Raw genomic sequence first — 15,750 nt, forward strand, 5'->3', positions numbered from 1 at the left:
TTTACTTTCCAGCGTACTTTATAACTGCGTCAACATCATATCCGCTAAGCTTTTCCCTGCCCTTAAGCCCCTCAAGCTCAATAAGGAATATAATCTTTACAACTTCACCACCAAGCTGTTCAATAAGCTTGATAATAGCTTCTGTTGTTCCACCTGTTGCGATTAAGTCATCTACAATAACAACCTTCTGTCCCGGTACTATGGCATCCTTATGCATCTCGATAGTTGCTGTGCCATATTCAAGCTCATAATCCTGTGAAATAGTTTCACAAGGAAGCTTACCTTTCTTTCTTACAGGAACAAAGCCTTTGCCATTAGCATATGCAACTGGAACTCCGAATATAAATCCTCTTGATTCTGGTCCAACTACAACATCATAATCAACACCTTTAAGCTTTTCATTAATTCCATCTATAGCAAGCTTTAATCCCTCTGGACTCTGGATTACTGTTGTTATATCCCTGAATATAATTCCTTTCTCTGGAAAATCTGGAATACTTCTTACATAATCTTCAACCTTTTTCATATTGTCCTCCTATTTGCCTTTTATTGTGCAAAGTACATTAATTACAACTAATTTTATCAGAATTCTCTCTTACAATCAAGCACTCCGTTACACAATCAGGCAGACAAGTCCCGAATTCTCATTCATAACCTTTTCTATAGTTTCCCCAATCTTATCCATATTATCTTTAGTTATATTATGTGTCTTTTCGTATATCCCATCATTAACAATCTGTTCTATCGTCTTTCCAAATATATTAGTATCCCATATGCCGTCCGGATTATCCTTTGTATTATCTTTAATATAATTAATCAGATCCTCTGCCTGGTTTTTAGTTCCGACTATAGGTGCAATCTCAACATTAATCTGTGTCTTTAACATATTCACTGACGGAACTTTAGCCTTAATCTTAACGCCATATTTGTTACCATTTTTTATAACAACTGGTTCTTCTAATTCTATTGCACTTCTTACAGGCGTTACAACACCGAAGCCAGACATATTAACATCAGTTACCGCATCAGATACACTTTCATATTCCTTCTTTCTTAACGCCAGATCTCTTATTGTACTTATAAGCTCATATTCATTTAATATCTTAGTTCCGGTAAGCTCGCTTAAAATGCCATAATAAATATTAGCATCTACAGACATCTTCACACTCACCCTTCCCTCCGAAAGTGACACATCTGTAACATCAAGCTTCTTTATGTATTCATTATCTGCACTATATTTATAATTATCAGCATCTTTTATTGTATTAATGCCTTCTAACACCTCTCCAGCCACCTGCATAAGCTCTTTTTTTAGCCAATGCTCATCAGGAAGCACCTGTGTCCATTCAGGTGCAAAAAAGTCAATCTGTGTCACTGCAAACTGCTTAAGCACCTCTTTAAGAATATTATTAACATCTTCATTCTTTAACTGGTCACAATTAACAGGAATAACAGGAACTTCATAATCAGCCGACATATTAACAGCAAGTTCTTTGGTCTTTGCAGCATAAGGCTTATCACTGTTTAATATTACAACGAACGGCTTATTTATCTTTTTTAATTCATTAATTGTCTTTTTTTCTGCCGCCACATAATTTGTTCTGTCAATTTCTGTAAAAGAACCGTCTGTTGTCACAACAATCCCTATTGTTGAATGGTCATTTATCACTTTCTTAGTCCCAATCTCTGCCGCCTTGGAAAACGCTATTTCCTTAGTGTCCCACGGCGTCTTAACCATTCTCTCTTTTCCATTATCAAGATGCCCATTAGCCCCTTCAACCATAAATCCGACACAATCAACAAGCCTTACCTTCATATTAATTCCCTCAAATGGACTTATAAGTGCTGCTTCACTCGGAATAAATTTAGGCTCAACTGTCATAACTGTAGTTCCACCTGACGACTGTGGGAGTTCGTCCTGTGCCCTCTTTCTTTTATTATCATCTTTCATAGAAGGAAGGACACACAATTCCATAAATCTTTTGATAAAAGTTGACTTACCAGTTCTTACAGGTCCTACAACACCAAAATATATTTCTCCATTGGTTCTTTTCTTAATATCCATATATACATCATACGCTGCACCTGATACAAGCTCTTTTCCATCCATATATCTAACCTCCATATATACGCATATAAATGTATATTCCATTCAATAAAAAAATATGCCAGACGAACGCCTCCATTCCTGCCTGTGTGGCAGAAAATGTACAGCTTTCATCTGACATACATATTAATCACATAACCCTGTAATTATATTCATCGCATAACCTGTAACAAATTAAAAATACATATTCTGTGACGAATTAGAATTTAATTATATTAAACTGTGCCAATGTGTAGAACACAAGAATAATAAGCAATAATACCGGTGCTATATACTTAATCATAACGCGGTATATTTTCTCACGCTTAAAAGTTTCTCCATTCTTGGTAGCTTCTCCAATAATATAGTCAGCACCCGTTGACCAGCCTATCATAAGGCAGGTAAAGAAGGCTACTATAGGAAGCAGAAGACTGTTGCTTATAAAATCGAAGAATGTAAGGAAATCCATTCCAAGTATTGTAATGTGTGACCATACCCCATTACCAAGTGAACAAGGTATTCCAAGGGCAACCGAGAATATAATAACACCAAGGCACGCTTTAATTCTGCTTATATGAAATCTGTCTATAAGCATTGACACTATTGCTTCCATAACGGATACCGAACTTGTAAGTGCCGCAAAAAACACAAGCACAAAAAACAATCCGCCTATAAATCTTCCAGCAGTCATCTGTGTGAATACCTTAGGAAGCGTTACAAACATAAGTCCTGCACCACTCTGTGATGTTCCAGCTTCACCGCTGAATATATACACTGCCGGAACAACCATCATTCCTGCAAGAATGGCAATTCCTGTATCAAATATCTCTATCTGGTTGACAGATTTTACAATGCTCACCTCATCTTTAGTATATGAACCATAAGTTATCATAATTCCCATTGCAAGACTCATTGAATAGAACATCTGTCCCATAGCTGCACACACCGTCTTAAATGAGAATTTAGAGAAATCCGGCAGAAGGTAATATTTAATTCCTGCTGATGAACCTGGAATTGTAATTACATATATACATATTATAACCGCAAGCACAATTAGTGCTGGCATAAGATAACTGCTCACCTTCTCAATTCCTTTTTCTACACCTGATATTACAATAAGTGATGTAAGCCCAAGGAATATAATAAAGAATATAAGTGGTGCATATTCCCTTCCAATAAAGTTACCAAAAAATGAGTCTTCGGCAGCAGCTATATTCTGTCCTGCCGCAAATACTGTGACATATTTTGTAACCCATCCTCCTATTACACAGTAATATGGCAGAATGATAACCGGTATTATAAATGCAATCGGCCCAATAAATCCAAACTTAGAATCAACCTCTTTATACGCCCTTGTCGGACTTAACTTTGTCTTTCTTCCTATAGCAATCTCTGTTGTCATAAGAGTAAAGCCAAATGTAAGTGCAAGTATAATGTATACAAGAATAAATATTCCTCCGCCATATTGTGCCGCAAGATACGGAAATCTCCACAGATTACCCAGTCCAACAGCACTTCCCGCAGCCGCAAGTACAAATCCTATTTCTCCCGTGAAACTGCCCCTTTTCTTCTTTTCCATTAGTTATTCCAAACCTTTCCTTATAAATCATTTAATGTTTAATATTCAATATTTAATTATACATATTATTAATATATTTTCAATCTTCAAATTCCGCAAGCACATAATATCCTCTGCTTGTCTCTCCGACTTCTTTAACAACTCCATGTCTTGACTTAAGCCTGTCAGGAGTTGAGTAATTGCCTGACATAGCAACTGCTGGCTCAATAGTATAATAATAACTGCTTGGAAGCTTTCCCTCAGTTATCTCAACCTCATCACCCTGCTTAACAAGATTAGGCCTGCTCATTGTAAATTCCATCTGTCTCATAACCAGTCTCCTTTATAAATTGATTTTCTCCAGACATTTTCTCGTATAGTCATCAACCTTTTCCTTAAGATATGTGTTAGCACCATCCTCTATGTCAAAGCCGCTATCCATCATCTCTTTAGCCGCATCTGATGCTTCTTTTAAAGTCTTGGCATCTGTGAATACGTCTGCTATTCCGAAATCAAAATCACCACTCTGTCGTACCCCAAAGAAATCTCCCGGACCACGCTGTTTCAAATCTTCCTCTGCTATCTTAAAACCATCATTGGAATATTGCAGTATATCCAGCCTGTCCTTTATCTTCTTGGATTTATTGCCAGTAACAAATATACAATACGACTGGTACTTTCCTCTTCCGACACGTCCTCTTAACTGATGAAGCTGTGCAAGTCCGAATCTTTCAGCATTTTCAACCATCATAACCGTGCTGTTAGGAACATTTACCCCAACCTCAATAACTGTCGTAGATACAAGCACATCTATCATTCCGCTGGCAAATCTTTCCATAATCTCATTCTTATCGACTGGACGCATTTTACCGTGAAGATACTCAATTCGCACGCCTTTAAGTTCAGCTCTTAACTTATCCGTGTAATCTATTACATTTTCCGCTTCAATATTCTCGCTATCCTCCACCATAGGACATATTACATAGCACTGTCTGCCCTCGCTGACCTGCTTTTTAATAAATGCGTATGCCTTTGGCCTGTATGAATCATCCACAACACAATTCTTTATTGCAAGTCGGTCTGATGGCATTTCATCTATAATAGATATATCCAAATCGCCATATAATATAATCGCAAGAGTTCTTGGAATTGGTGTTGCACTCATTACAATTATATGCGGATTGTTCCCCTTATCTGACAACTGTTTTCTCTGGTTGACACCAAATCTGTGCTGTTCATCTGTTATTACAAGTGCCAGATTATTATATTCAACCTTCTCCTGAATAAGTGCGTGAGTACCAACTACTATATCAATAGTACCATTTTTTATATCATCATACACTTTTCTCCTGGCAGATTGTGTCATAGAACCTGTAAGAAGTCCAACATTAATATCTATACCGGCATTGGCGAACATATTTCTTATAGACTCATACTGCTGCCTGGCAAGTACCTCTGTAGGAACCATCATTGCCCCTTGATACCCTGCAAATGCTGTATTCATAAGTGCAAGCACAGCGACAATCGTCTTACCAGAACCAACATCTCCCTGTATAAGACGACTTGTAAGATGCTTTCCACTCATATTATTCTTAACCTCTTCCCATGTTCTTAGCTGTGCATGAGTAAGCTTAAACGGAAGCTGGTTAATGAACTCTCTTGTCTTTACATTATCAGGGATAACATAGCTATTAGGTATTCTTTCGTTAGAAGCTTTCATATTAAGAGTTGCAAGCACGAACAGAAAAAATTCCTCAAATGCAAGCCTATGCCTTGCAATAATATAATCATCCATACTCTGCGGAAAATGTATATTAACCATCGCATAATTATGCTCTGCAAGATTATACTTTTCCCTTATATATTCAGGTATATATTCCTTTTCCAACCCGATTTTATATTTATCAAGTGCCTGTGTTACTGCTTTTACAACAGTCTTGTTAGATAATCCTTTCGTCAGAGGATATATAGGCATAAGCTGACCTTTAACCTCATTGTACCGAGCCATTGTATACATCTGCGGCTGTTCTAATATATAACTGTCTTTCTTATGGTTCACTTTTCCCCTGAATACATAGTGTGTTCCTATTCTTAATGATGCTTTCAAAAATAGCATATTATACCATACACATTTTATCGCACCGCCTTCTAAATCCTTAATGATAACAGACAGCATTTTAAGCCTTCCATTACCATATATATCAGGGCTTCCAACTACCGTTCCCTCTATAGCAGCAATCTCTGTATCATCATCAATTGAACTAATAAAAACAGGCTCTTCATATACATCGTAATCTCTCGGATACAGCTTTACGAGATCTTCTACTGTGTATACAGAAAGCCTGTTTAGATTGTTAGCAGTTACAGCCCCTACTCCTTTTAATTGAGTAATATCCATACATCTACTCCATATCTGACAGCTTATATGCGTGTCATCATCAATTAAATAAAGGGCTAATATCTTTAATTATTATTCAACAGATACTATATAATAGTATACTGGCTGGCCACCATACTGAAGTTCCACATCAACACCGTCAAACTTCTCTTCTATCTGTGATACAAGTTCGTTGGCATCATCTTCCTTAATATCCTGTCCATAGTATACGCTTATAAGTTCTGAGTCATCATTCACAAATGTATCAAGCATATCTATAAGTGTTGTATTCATATCTGTTCCAACAGCCGCAAGTCCCTTGTCACCAAGTCCAAGGTAATTATTCTTCTTAATCTCTTTGCCGTCAATTGAAGTATCTCTTACAGCATATGTTAATTCACCTGACTGTACAGTTGAAAGTGAATCAAGCATAGCCATCTCGTTCTCTTCTGCACTTCTTGTCATCTCAAAGTTAATCATAGCTGTAATTCCCTGAGGAATTGTCTTTGTTGGAATAACAACAATCTTCTTATCCTCAATAATTGAAGCAGCCTGATTAGAAGCAAGAATAATATTGCCATTGTTAGGAAGAACAAATATAGTATCTGCATTAATCTTCTCTGCGGCATTAAGAATATCCTCTGTTGATGGGTTCATTGTCTGTCCACCCTGTATTACTTCATCAACACCAAGACCCTTGAATATCTCTGCTATACCTTCACCAGCAGCTATTGTAACAAAACCGAAATCTTTCTTAGGTTCCTGTTCCTTCTTCTCCTGCTCGTGCTTCTTCATAGCATCTGCGGCAATAGCTGACTGCATCTCTGACTGCGCCACAACCTTCTGGTTATGTTCTTCTCTCATATTGTCAACCTTCATCTTAGTCAGCTGACCGTATTCAAGCCCCTTTTCAAATGCCTGACCAGGATGGTTAGTATGAACATGAACCTTAACGATATCATCAAGATTAACGCACACAATTGAATCACCAATTGATGAAAGAAATGCCTTAAAGTCCGCCTCTGTCTTTTCATCAAATGACTTTTCAAGCATAATTATAAATTCTGTACAGTAACCAAACTTAATATCTACATCTTCAATGGCAGCACCTTTTCCAGGCATACTAGAACCAGATTTAAACTCAGCATTAGGTTCTGTAATTGTGAAATCTGTAACCTTTCCAGTAAGGGCATCTAACATTCCCCTAAGAACAACTACAAGTCCCTGTCCACCTGAATCTACTACTCCAGCTTCCTTTAATACTGGTAACATCTCTGGTGTCTTAGCAAGCACTTCCTCTGCATAATCAATAATCACTGATAATGCTTCTTCTAAATCTGTCACATTCCCTGCAACCTCTGCCGCTTTATCAGATACACCCTTTGCAACTGTAAGGATTGTTCCTTCCTTCGGCTTCATAACAGCCTTATAAGCTGTCTCTGTCGCTCTCTGTGTTGCAACTGCAAGTGTCTCAACAGTTATCTCACTAACGTGTGACATTTCCTTAGTAAAACCTCTAAGAAGCTGAGAAAGAATAACTCCTGAATTACCTCTTGCTCCTCTTAATGAACCTGTAGAAATAGCTTTAGAAAGACTCTCCATTGTTGGATTGGCAATTGCACTTACCTCTTTCGCCGCTGACATAATTGTAAGAGTCATATTAGTTCCTGTATCACCATCTGGTACTGGAAATACGTTAAGGTCATTAATCCATTCTTTCTTTGATTCAAGATTCTTAGCTCCTGCAAGAAACATCTTCTGCACAAGTGCTGCATCTATTGTAGTAGTAGCCACTTTATTTCCTCCATTCTGCCATAAACAAGGCCCGTCAATCTACTTTATAAAAACAATTAATCTATAACACGAACGCCTTCAACATATATGTTAATCTTTTTAATTTCAAGGCCTGTGAATTCAGATACTTTGTACTTTACATTCTCAATAAGGTTGTCAGCAACTGTTGAAATGCTTACACCATAAGAAACTATAACGTGAAAATCAACTTCTATTCTATTGTCACTGTCTATCTCAACCTTAATACCTCTTGTAAGACTATCACCTTTTAACAGCTTAACAAGACCATCTTTCATACTTACTGCCGCCATTCCGACAATTCCGAAACACTCAACTGCTGTTGAACCAGCATACTGAGCAACAACATCACTTGAGATGGATACTTTTCCTAATTTGTTGTTTAATGTTCCATTCATATCTAGCCTCCATACTGCGACTTGTATTTTAAGGAATCTATGCAAAGCCTCTTATGAAGCATATTTGCAAGAAGTTTTGCGCAGTCAAACTTTCCCCACATATAAAGTATATTTTCATTATACTATCAAAGCTAAAATAAATAAAGTGAATTACGCAATTTTATTAAATTGTGCAATTCACTTTAATGTACTGATATAAATTTTCGAAAATTAATAGCATTAGGCACGCTCAACTTTACCTGAACGTAAGCAAGAAGTACATACATACATCTTCTTTGTTGCTCCATTAACCTTAACTCTAACAGACTTAACGTTAGAATTCCAAATCTTATTAGATCTTCTATGAGAATGACTCACTGCATTACCAAAGTGAGCACCTTTTTCGCAAACTGCACATTTAGCCATATCAATTACACCTCCTTACCGGTATTGGGTAAATTTACCCACAACAGAAATTATTGTATCAGAACATATTACATTTTGCAACACCTTTTTACTAAAAATATTACATTTTAATGACAAAACATATTATAACCTATAATAATAAGAGCAATTATTATAACTATATGCCAGAACATACTACCTGTAAAGATTAACCCTATAATCATTCCAACCGCAATCCAGAACATAATAAAGCCCAACATTCTGCACATAACAATCCTCTTCTTATGTACACTGCCCTTATCTTTATGATGTTATCAATACATATGGCGCAGATATACATATTATCCATTTTGTAAATGTATATGCTGTATACTCATTTTTTATAATCTATTCTTCATCTGTAACATCACTGATAGCTTCATCAATATCATCATCCATCTTTACATCACCAAACTTGCCAGTTATTCTGTCAACCACATCTGGAACCATATCCAAAATCTTAGTTACAGTATCCTGATTTTTGATATTAACAAGCTTAGTTGCACCATTCTGGATAACAAGAACAGCACTTGGAGACATCTTGCCTCCCATACCACCGCCGGCGTTATTCTTCTTATCACCAGCAAATGCACCGGCCCCAACACCAAACGATACATCAACTAATGGAAGTATAATTGTATCATTAACGTGTACCGCTTCCCCAACAACTGTCTTAGCTGATAAAAAGGAATCCATACCCTTAAAAAGCGATGCAACAGTTTCATTAAAATCATTCTTATTCTCTGCCATATTAATCCTCCATTACTAACCCTTATTAAACACAAGCTTTCTAAACCTGTTGTTTTTATATACTCTTAAAGCTATCAAAAGCAGGCGGTATATTCTTACCCTGCCTTTCATATATATATCCCCTTCCAGCACTTTCTGTTCAAATTCAGGGGTTATATTAAACTGAACACCTGTAATTCCATATATAACCGCAATCACTCCTAATATCCTGCCTGTCATATATGGTTCTTCACAACCATAGCGCACATTAACATCATACTTAACCGGTGTTATTTCTCTTATAAGTTCTTTAAGTTCCTTCTTAATAAGCCTTACAAGTTCTTTATTCTCTTCATCATTAATAATTACTTTTAAATCATTAATCTTCTGCCAAGCACTTCGCTTCTTATCCACAATGGCTTTTAAAAGCTTTTTAAACTTGCTTTTTATGCTTATAAGCTTATCTTTCACACTATTAAGTGCTGCTTTCAGCCTGCCAATGAGGTCTTTTTTCTTATGAGGCTGGCTGACTGACTGCCTATTATGTTTATCATCCTCATTATGCTGGTTATTACTTCTGCTTTCTATATGTTGCTTTATGTCAGCTTTTTTATGAATTTCTTCCAGCCTTTCTTTAGAAGAACTCCTTGAGGCTTTTTCATCTGTCTTTTCTAAAGCTTCATCTGCCACCATCTTTTTATCAGCAACGGCTTTTTCAGCTTCTAATGCTTCAACCTGCACAGCAGTATCCTGACTATTGCCAGCACCACTTGTTTCATTCTGTCTACCAGCAGCGTATTGTCCGGCAGTTTCCTGACTGCTGTCCGCCACATACATATCATCAATGCACTTATCGCCTTCTTTATTCTTTTGCTTCTTCTCCTTATCCGAATTATTATCGAATATTTTAAAGAACATAGCATATGCCTTAACCGATAAGTCATTAGCATATGATGCTTTTAGCCTAAGAACATTAAGAAGCCAGCTTATCTTAATATTTGCCGTAAGCCTGCTATGATAATCAGCACTAATATTATATCTTACCGGCACGAATAAAACCATAAGCACCAGCAGAATTAATATTCCAAGCAATGATAGAAGCACTATTCCTGCTATTTTAAGAATTAATAATATAATATGAACCATTAATGCCCCCATTATTATTTATTGCCAAATCCAAGATATTCTCTTATATCAAATCCACCTGTAGCATTATACACTTCATCAATTATATCTCTCACAAGATTAAGTGCCTCATCACGTCCTTTAGCAAGTCCAACTACATATATTTCTTCGTTTACATTTTTATTCTTAAAATGTGGTTGTAAAAGCATATTAGCCGAATATATATCCAGAATATTGCAAGTGTTAGAAGCAAGTGTTATCAAAAATGTATCTGCACAAAATCTGTTCTTTCTTATATGTCCAAATACTTTATATTTATCTTTCTTTGCATTCTCACCAATATACAGCTTTCTATACCACTTCACAATATTCCTCGTTTCCAAGCAGTACAAGACCGCTTAATATACATTTATTGTCCGGCAATAATCATTCTTACTACTTCAACAACAGCCTTCTTCTCAGCTTCATCACTGCACTGTATTAATGAACTGTTGATATAATCCTGAATTTCTTCCGTATTATTAAAGAACACTGGAAGCATTGATAATACAGCCGCCATAACTGCTCTTTTAACACTTTGCTGACAGTCTGTAAATAACCTATCAAGCTCTGTAATAAGCTTTTCTGCCGCCATATCAGCATATGAATCATCAGGAATTTCATCAAAATATTCTTTAGGCGATATATCAACAAAGTCACTTCCTGACTGAAGCTTGCCGATTGCTTCAAGCGAGCTGTACATATCTGACAGTGCAAGTTCATCTAATGTATCATTAAGGTTGGCAGCAGCATACTGTGTTGCAAAATCAGCCGCCATTACAGTTTCTAATATACGCTCCTGTTTGCCCTCAAAAGCTGTAAAGAGTTCTGCTATCTCATCAAGCTCCTGCTCATCTTCAAACAGGCTCTTAGACTTAAGAATAATATCTTTAGCAACATTTACCTCTGTATTATCCCCTATTGTATTATTATCAGATAATATAATTGTATACAAATCATTAATTATCTGGGCAAGAAGCACATATATATCAGCTGCATTGTTCATCTTCTCTGTAGCTATATCAAGTGCACCCCTTAAACGTGTGTACTCACTGCTGTCAAGATTTTTATAATCTGCATTCTTTAACGTTACATAGAAATCATTCATATCCTTAAAGAACATTGAGTCTTTATCAGCATCTTTTAACATCGCACTTGTACTTAACGAATAATAGAAATCATCAATTGTCTGTTTCTGTGCTCCGTGATACAGCGTAAATGCATCTTTAATATGATCATAAAATCTTGCTTTTGACATTCTTATCGGAAGCTGGCCAACCATTTCAGATATTCTTCCATTGATAGATACATTATCTTTATCAGATAAAATGTAGTGCATTATGTCATTAGTCATATATGTATTATAGTATTCCTCATCAAGTTCATCATCCTTAAAGCGGTATTCTACTCTGTTCAATACATATTCGTATATCTTAAACTTGTCAACATAATCAGTTATGCTTTCCATAATAGCTATAAGACGGTTTCTTAGCGAACTAATCTTGTCTGTAAGAACATCTTCACTGGCAACAGCTGAATCTATGGAAGAAATCTCTATTATCTCATTGACACCCTGGAACATTTCAAGAAACAGCTCATCATCTATCTCATTATCCTTAATCATATTAAGAATTGTATAATAATTCATAGACATCTTAATATAAGCAAGACCATTATATAATGATGACAATCCCTTTCCATATTTAACAAGATTATCTGATAAATTCTTACCCTTTGTTATCTCACTGGCAATATATCCTAAATTCTTCATATACCTATTTCCAATCGTTAATTTTAATCAATGATTAATTTAAATTAAGCTTATCAAGCTTATCGCAGAAATCAAATGTTGCGAAATAATCTTTTGGTGTCTCTGCTCTTCTTATCATCTGTACACTTCCATCTTCCTTAAGCAGAAGCTCTGCTGATCTTAACTTACCATTATACTGGTACCCCATAGAATAACCATGTGCTCCAGTATCGTGAATAATGAGATAATCTCCCATATCAATCTTTGGCAGCATTCTGTCAATTGCAAATTTATCACTATTCTCACAAAGTGAACCTGTTACATCATACTTGTGGTCGCAAGGCTCATTTTCCTTACCTGCTACTGTAATATGATGATAAGCACCATAGATAGCTGGCCTCATAAGATTTACTGCACATGCATCAACACCAATATACTCCTTATAAATGTGCTTCTCGTGGATAGCCTTTGTTACAACACAGCCATAAGGTGCAAGCATAAATCTTCCAAGCTCTGTATATATTGCAACATCCCCCATACCAGCTGCTGTAAGAATTTCATCATATACCTTATGAACGCCAGCACCGATAACAGCAATATCATTAGGTGTCTGGTCTGGCTTGTATGCAACACCAACTCCACCAGAAAGGTTAATAAACTTAATATCAGCTCCTGTCTTATCACGAAGTTCTACAGCAAGCTCAAATAAAATCTTGGCAAGTGTTGGATAGTATTCATTAGAAACTGTGTTACTTGCAAGGAATGAATGTATGCCAAAATGCTTAACACCCTTGCTCTTTAATATCTTAAAGGCTTCAATAATCTGATCGTGTGTCATACCATACTTGGCATCACCCGGATTGTCCATAATTGATGTTCCAAGCTGGAAATATCCGCCAGGGTTATATCTACAACTCATAGTTTCCGGGAACTTTCCATCAAGTATTTTATCTAAGAATTCAATGTGTGTAATATCATCAAGATTAATTGTTGCACCAATCTCATTGGCATAAGCATATTCTTCTGCTGGTGTATCATTAGATGAGAACATAATCTCACCCGGCTTATAATCAAGTGCATACGCCATCATAAGCTCTGTCTCAGATGCACAATCAACTCCACAGCCGTACTCCTTTAATATATTTAATATGTATGGATTAGGGGTAGCTTTTACCGCGAAATACTCTCTATAACCTTTATTCCATGCAAATGCTTCTTTTAATCTCTTTGCATTATCTCTTATTCCCTTCTCATCATAAAGATGATAAGGTGTAGGATATGTCTTATCAATCTCCTTAAGTTGCTCTAATGTTACAAATGTCTTCTTTTCGCTCATCTTACTCTCCGTTCCACATTCCTGTTACGTATTAAAGTCTGTACTTTTAACAGATTTCATTGAATGTAATTTATATATTTTTCCACGTTGAATTGTATATTAGTTATGACAATTCGTCAAGTACGGTTATTCTAACTTATCATTGTCCTGATTTAATACAAAATGGCAGGAAGCTGTAATCTGCTGGCTGTGCACCTCTCCCTCACACGCCATATATACCGCTCCTGCCATATTATTAATATTAAAACCACAAATTAATATGTAAGATTAGCACATCCCTTAAATGATGTAGGGTCAATCTTTACATCTTTGCCATACTGTGCACTCTTAAGATTAAAGCAGTTAAGAAATGCTTCACTTTCAATTCTTTCAAGTGTCGATGGAAATTCTACTTTCTCCAGCCTCTGGCAGTTCTCAAAAGCATTGTTGCTTATAACCTTAACACCTTCCGGAAGCACAACCTCCACAATGTCATCTCTATTAGCAAATAATTCTTCTGGAAGACAAGTAAAGTCACTCATATCTATCTCTTTATATGTTCTGTTGTATAATGTAACCTTAATTCTTTTATTGTTCATAATCTTTCCCTCACATTCTACATTGCTATCAATTGCAAAGCGGCAATGTTCGCTGTCTATTTAAACCAGCAGTGTTAATGCTGGTTATAATCTTTAATTCATATTAAGCATTTTAAGGACTGACTGACTTGTGCTAAGCAGACCATTCTTATAGTATCCTAAAGCACTGTTATCATCACTGTAATTATTGTATGCTGTATTATATGTATTACTATCATCACTTGTATTAATAGTCGATGATACCGCTAACAGCTTTGATAATATTGCTTTATATGTATTAATTACATATTTGTAATCATCATAGCTGAACAGCACATTGGAACTGCTTGTTCCTGATGATGCACGGCTCTTTAATACTGCATCAGATATATTGTACTTATTAGCTGTTATCTGGTTTCTAAGTGCTGAAAGCTCCTGGTTATTCTCTCCCTGCTGGCTGTTATTCCGGGAATCAACCATTATTCCTGTATCGCCAACACATATACTCTGTGAAAGATCTGTAGCACCAGCTCCATCAATTGTTGTTGAATCAGAAGAAAGTGCTCCACCTAATATATCATTAATTCTGTCTATATATCCTAATGTCTCTTTATATGGAGGAACTCCACCATATTTGCTTACAGAACCACTTCCAGCATTATATGCAGCAAGGGCAAGTGTAACATTACCATTGTAATCATCTAAAAGATACGCAAGCATCTTCGCTCCACCTGTAATATTCTGTCTTGCATCAAATGGATCTTCAACGCCTAACGATTCTGCCGTTGTCGGCATAAGCTGCATAATCCCCTGTGCCCCACAATATGATACTGCTTCTGTATCAAAATCCGACTCTGCCTTTGCAACCGCCTTTAACAGGTTAACATTGACACCATATTCATTGGATACTTCATTAAATATATCATCTAATGACTCGCTTCCTGAACTTATGTTGTTAATTACATTATCAAAATCAGTTGCACCAGCCGGTTTAATATTATCTCCCTGACTTACAAGATATACATTACCATCTAACATATTAACTGAATCTACTACCATTACTCACCAGTTTCCTTCTTTTCTTAATTGTCTATACATTGTATAAGCATCTGAAAGTATCTGTTTCTCATTCGGATATTCCAGAAGATGATACGCCTCGTGATACTTATAGTAACCTGCATCGTAAAAATATTCTTCTTTCTGAGGCACACAGTCATAGCTATCGGCTTCACACAGATACCAGTGAACAATCTTATCGATATTCTTGTGTCCAGCCTTAAATGAATAATTCGTACTGCCAATGTAAGCTCTTATTCTTACATCAGCACCTGTCTCCTCATTCACTTCACGCACAGCTGTCTGTTCATAAGTTTCTCCCTTTTCGACTGTCCCCTTTGGAAGTACCCAGCCATCTCGTGAATTCATAAAATTCTTATATAATACAAGAACTTTGCCTCTGAATATTACTACTCCTCCACAGCTTACTGCTTCTGACATATCGTTTCCTCCAATCCATTATACAATGCTGATATTTTTTTATCAAGGCTAAATGTTTGACAT

Annotated in this window: 16 protein-coding genes; all 16 read right to left on the reverse strand. The window is 36.3% G+C overall.

All coding sequences use genetic code 11. The features are described from left to right. Window position 1: 1 nt before the first annotated feature. A complete protein-coding gene (locus C7390_RS01035; RefSeq protein ID WP_022501813.1) occupies window positions 2–526 on the reverse strand; it encodes an adenine phosphoribosyltransferase in 525 nt (174 codons plus the stop codon). A gap of 87 nt (window positions 527–613) precedes the next feature. Beyond that, window positions 614–2,110 carry a stage IV sporulation protein A gene (gene spoIVA / locus C7390_RS01040; protein ID WP_022501814.1) on the reverse strand — a complete coding sequence of 499 codons (1,497 nt, stop codon included), beginning with the start codon at window positions 2,108–2,110 and terminating at the stop codon, window positions 614–616. A gap of 196 nt (window positions 2,111–2,306) precedes the next feature. Then, on the reverse strand, window positions 2,307–3,665 hold the full coding sequence (locus C7390_RS01045; RefSeq protein ID WP_055306579.1) for a sodium-dependent transporter: 1,359 nt from the start codon (window positions 3,663–3,665) through the stop codon (window positions 2,307–2,309). 79 nt (window positions 3,666–3,744) lie between these two features. After that, a complete protein-coding gene (locus tag C7390_RS01050; protein ID WP_022501816.1) occupies window positions 3,745–3,975 on the reverse strand; it encodes a hypothetical protein in 231 nt (76 codons plus the stop codon). Window positions 3,976–3,987: 12 nt separating this feature from the next. Next, complete coding sequence (gene recG, locus C7390_RS01055; protein ID WP_116443426.1) at window positions 3,988–6,042, reverse strand: ATP-dependent DNA helicase RecG; 2,055 nt, start codon at window positions 6,040–6,042, stop codon at window positions 3,988–3,990. Window positions 6,043–6,114: 72 nt separating this feature from the next. Then, window positions 6,115–7,815, reverse strand: coding sequence for a DAK2 domain-containing protein (locus tag C7390_RS01060; protein WP_090140034.1), 1,701 nt, complete (start codon window positions 7,813–7,815; stop codon window positions 6,115–6,117). A gap of 56 nt (window positions 7,816–7,871) precedes the next feature. Then, window positions 7,872–8,231: an Asp23/Gls24 family envelope stress response protein gene (locus C7390_RS01065; RefSeq protein ID WP_022501819.1), complete on the reverse strand. Its 360-nt coding sequence runs from the start codon at window positions 8,229–8,231 to the stop codon at window positions 7,872–7,874. Window positions 8,232–8,450: 219 nt separating this feature from the next. Continuing rightward, on the reverse strand, window positions 8,451–8,636 hold the full coding sequence (gene rpmB / locus C7390_RS01070) for a 50S ribosomal protein L28 (RefSeq protein ID WP_022205439.1): 186 nt from the start codon (window positions 8,634–8,636) through the stop codon (window positions 8,451–8,453). Between the two features lie 366 nt (window positions 8,637–9,002). Then, window positions 9,003–9,404 (reverse strand): GerW family sporulation protein, encoded by a 402-nt coding sequence (locus C7390_RS01075; RefSeq protein WP_022501821.1) that lies wholly within the window; start codon window positions 9,402–9,404, stop codon window positions 9,003–9,005. 15 nt (window positions 9,405–9,419) lie between these two features. Beyond that, window positions 9,420–10,529: a DUF2953 domain-containing protein gene (locus C7390_RS01080; RefSeq protein WP_318295454.1), complete on the reverse strand. Its 1,110-nt coding sequence runs from the start codon at window positions 10,527–10,529 to the stop codon at window positions 9,420–9,422. Between the two features lie 14 nt (window positions 10,530–10,543). Beyond that, window positions 10,544–10,873, reverse strand: a complete 330-nt coding sequence (locus tag C7390_RS01085; protein ID WP_022501823.1) for a hypothetical protein — start codon at window positions 10,871–10,873, stop codon at window positions 10,544–10,546. Between the two features lie 44 nt (window positions 10,874–10,917). Next, window positions 10,918–12,318, reverse strand: a complete 1,401-nt coding sequence (locus C7390_RS01090; protein WP_022501824.1) for a hypothetical protein — start codon at window positions 12,316–12,318, stop codon at window positions 10,918–10,920. Between the two features lie 34 nt (window positions 12,319–12,352). Next, window positions 12,353–13,633: a diaminopimelate decarboxylase gene (locus tag C7390_RS01095; RefSeq protein WP_022501825.1), complete on the reverse strand. Its 1,281-nt coding sequence runs from the start codon at window positions 13,631–13,633 to the stop codon at window positions 12,353–12,355. Window positions 13,634–13,887: 254 nt separating this feature from the next. Beyond that, window positions 13,888–14,211, reverse strand: coding sequence for a leucine-rich repeat protein (locus C7390_RS01100; RefSeq protein WP_022501826.1), 324 nt, complete (start codon window positions 14,209–14,211; stop codon window positions 13,888–13,890). A 93-nt stretch (window positions 14,212–14,304) separates the two neighbouring features. Further along, on the reverse strand, window positions 14,305–15,249 hold the full coding sequence (locus C7390_RS01105) for a lytic transglycosylase domain-containing protein (protein ID WP_116443428.1): 945 nt from the start codon (window positions 15,247–15,249) through the stop codon (window positions 14,305–14,307). 3 nt (window positions 15,250–15,252) lie between these two features. Further along, complete coding sequence (locus tag C7390_RS01110; RefSeq protein ID WP_116443429.1) at window positions 15,253–15,687, reverse strand: NUDIX hydrolase; 435 nt, start codon at window positions 15,685–15,687, stop codon at window positions 15,253–15,255. Window positions 15,688–15,750: the final 63 nt, after the last annotated feature.

It is taken from the genome of Bacteroides galacturonicus, assembly GCF_003096855.1.
In the GTDB taxonomy this organism is placed as follows: domain Bacteria; phylum Bacillota; class Clostridia; order Lachnospirales; family Lachnospiraceae; genus Lachnospira; species Lachnospira rogosae.

Excerpts from the sequence above, each read along its gene's own strand:
- C7390_RS01035 (WP_022501813.1), bottom strand. The coding sequence starts at position 526 with ATGAAAAAGGTTGAAGATTATGTAAGAAGTATTCCAGATTTTCCAGAG.
- spoIVA (WP_022501814.1), bottom strand. The coding sequence starts at position 2,110 with ATGGATGGAAAAGAGCTTGTATCAGGTGCAGCGTATGATGTATATATG.
- C7390_RS01045 (WP_055306579.1), bottom strand. The coding sequence starts at position 3,665 with ATGGAAAAGAAGAAAAGGGGCAGTTTCACGGGAGAAATAGGATTTGTA.
- C7390_RS01050 (WP_022501816.1), bottom strand. The coding sequence starts at position 3,975 with ATGAGACAGATGGAATTTACAATGAGCAGGCCTAATCTTGTTAAGCAG.
- recG (WP_116443426.1), bottom strand. The coding sequence starts at position 6,042 with ATGGATATTACTCAATTAAAAGGAGTAGGGGCTGTAACTGCTAACAAT.
- C7390_RS01065 (WP_022501819.1), bottom strand. The coding sequence starts at position 8,231 with ATGAATGGAACATTAAACAACAAATTAGGAAAAGTATCCATCTCAAGT.
- rpmB (WP_022205439.1), bottom strand. The coding sequence starts at position 8,636 with ATGGCTAAATGTGCAGTTTGCGAAAAAGGTGCTCACTTTGGTAATGCA.
- C7390_RS01075 (WP_022501821.1), bottom strand. The coding sequence starts at position 9,404 with ATGGCAGAGAATAAGAATGATTTTAATGAAACTGTTGCATCGCTTTTT.
- C7390_RS01080 (WP_318295454.1), bottom strand. The coding sequence starts at position 10,529 with ATGGTTCATATTATATTATTAATTCTTAAAATAGCAGGAATAGTGCTT.
- C7390_RS01090 (WP_022501824.1), bottom strand. The coding sequence starts at position 12,318 with ATGAAGAATTTAGGATATATTGCCAGTGAGATAACAAAGGGTAAGAAT.
- C7390_RS01095 (WP_022501825.1), bottom strand. The coding sequence starts at position 13,633 with ATGAGCGAAAAGAAGACATTTGTAACATTAGAGCAACTTAAGGAGATT.
- C7390_RS01100 (WP_022501826.1), bottom strand. The coding sequence starts at position 14,211 with ATGAACAATAAAAGAATTAAGGTTACATTATACAACAGAACATATAAA.
- C7390_RS01105 (WP_116443428.1), bottom strand. The coding sequence starts at position 15,249 with ATGGTAGTAGATTCAGTTAATATGTTAGATGGTAATGTATATCTTGTA.
- C7390_RS01110 (WP_116443429.1), bottom strand. The coding sequence starts at position 15,687 with ATGTCAGAAGCAGTAAGCTGTGGAGGAGTAGTAATATTCAGAGGCAAA.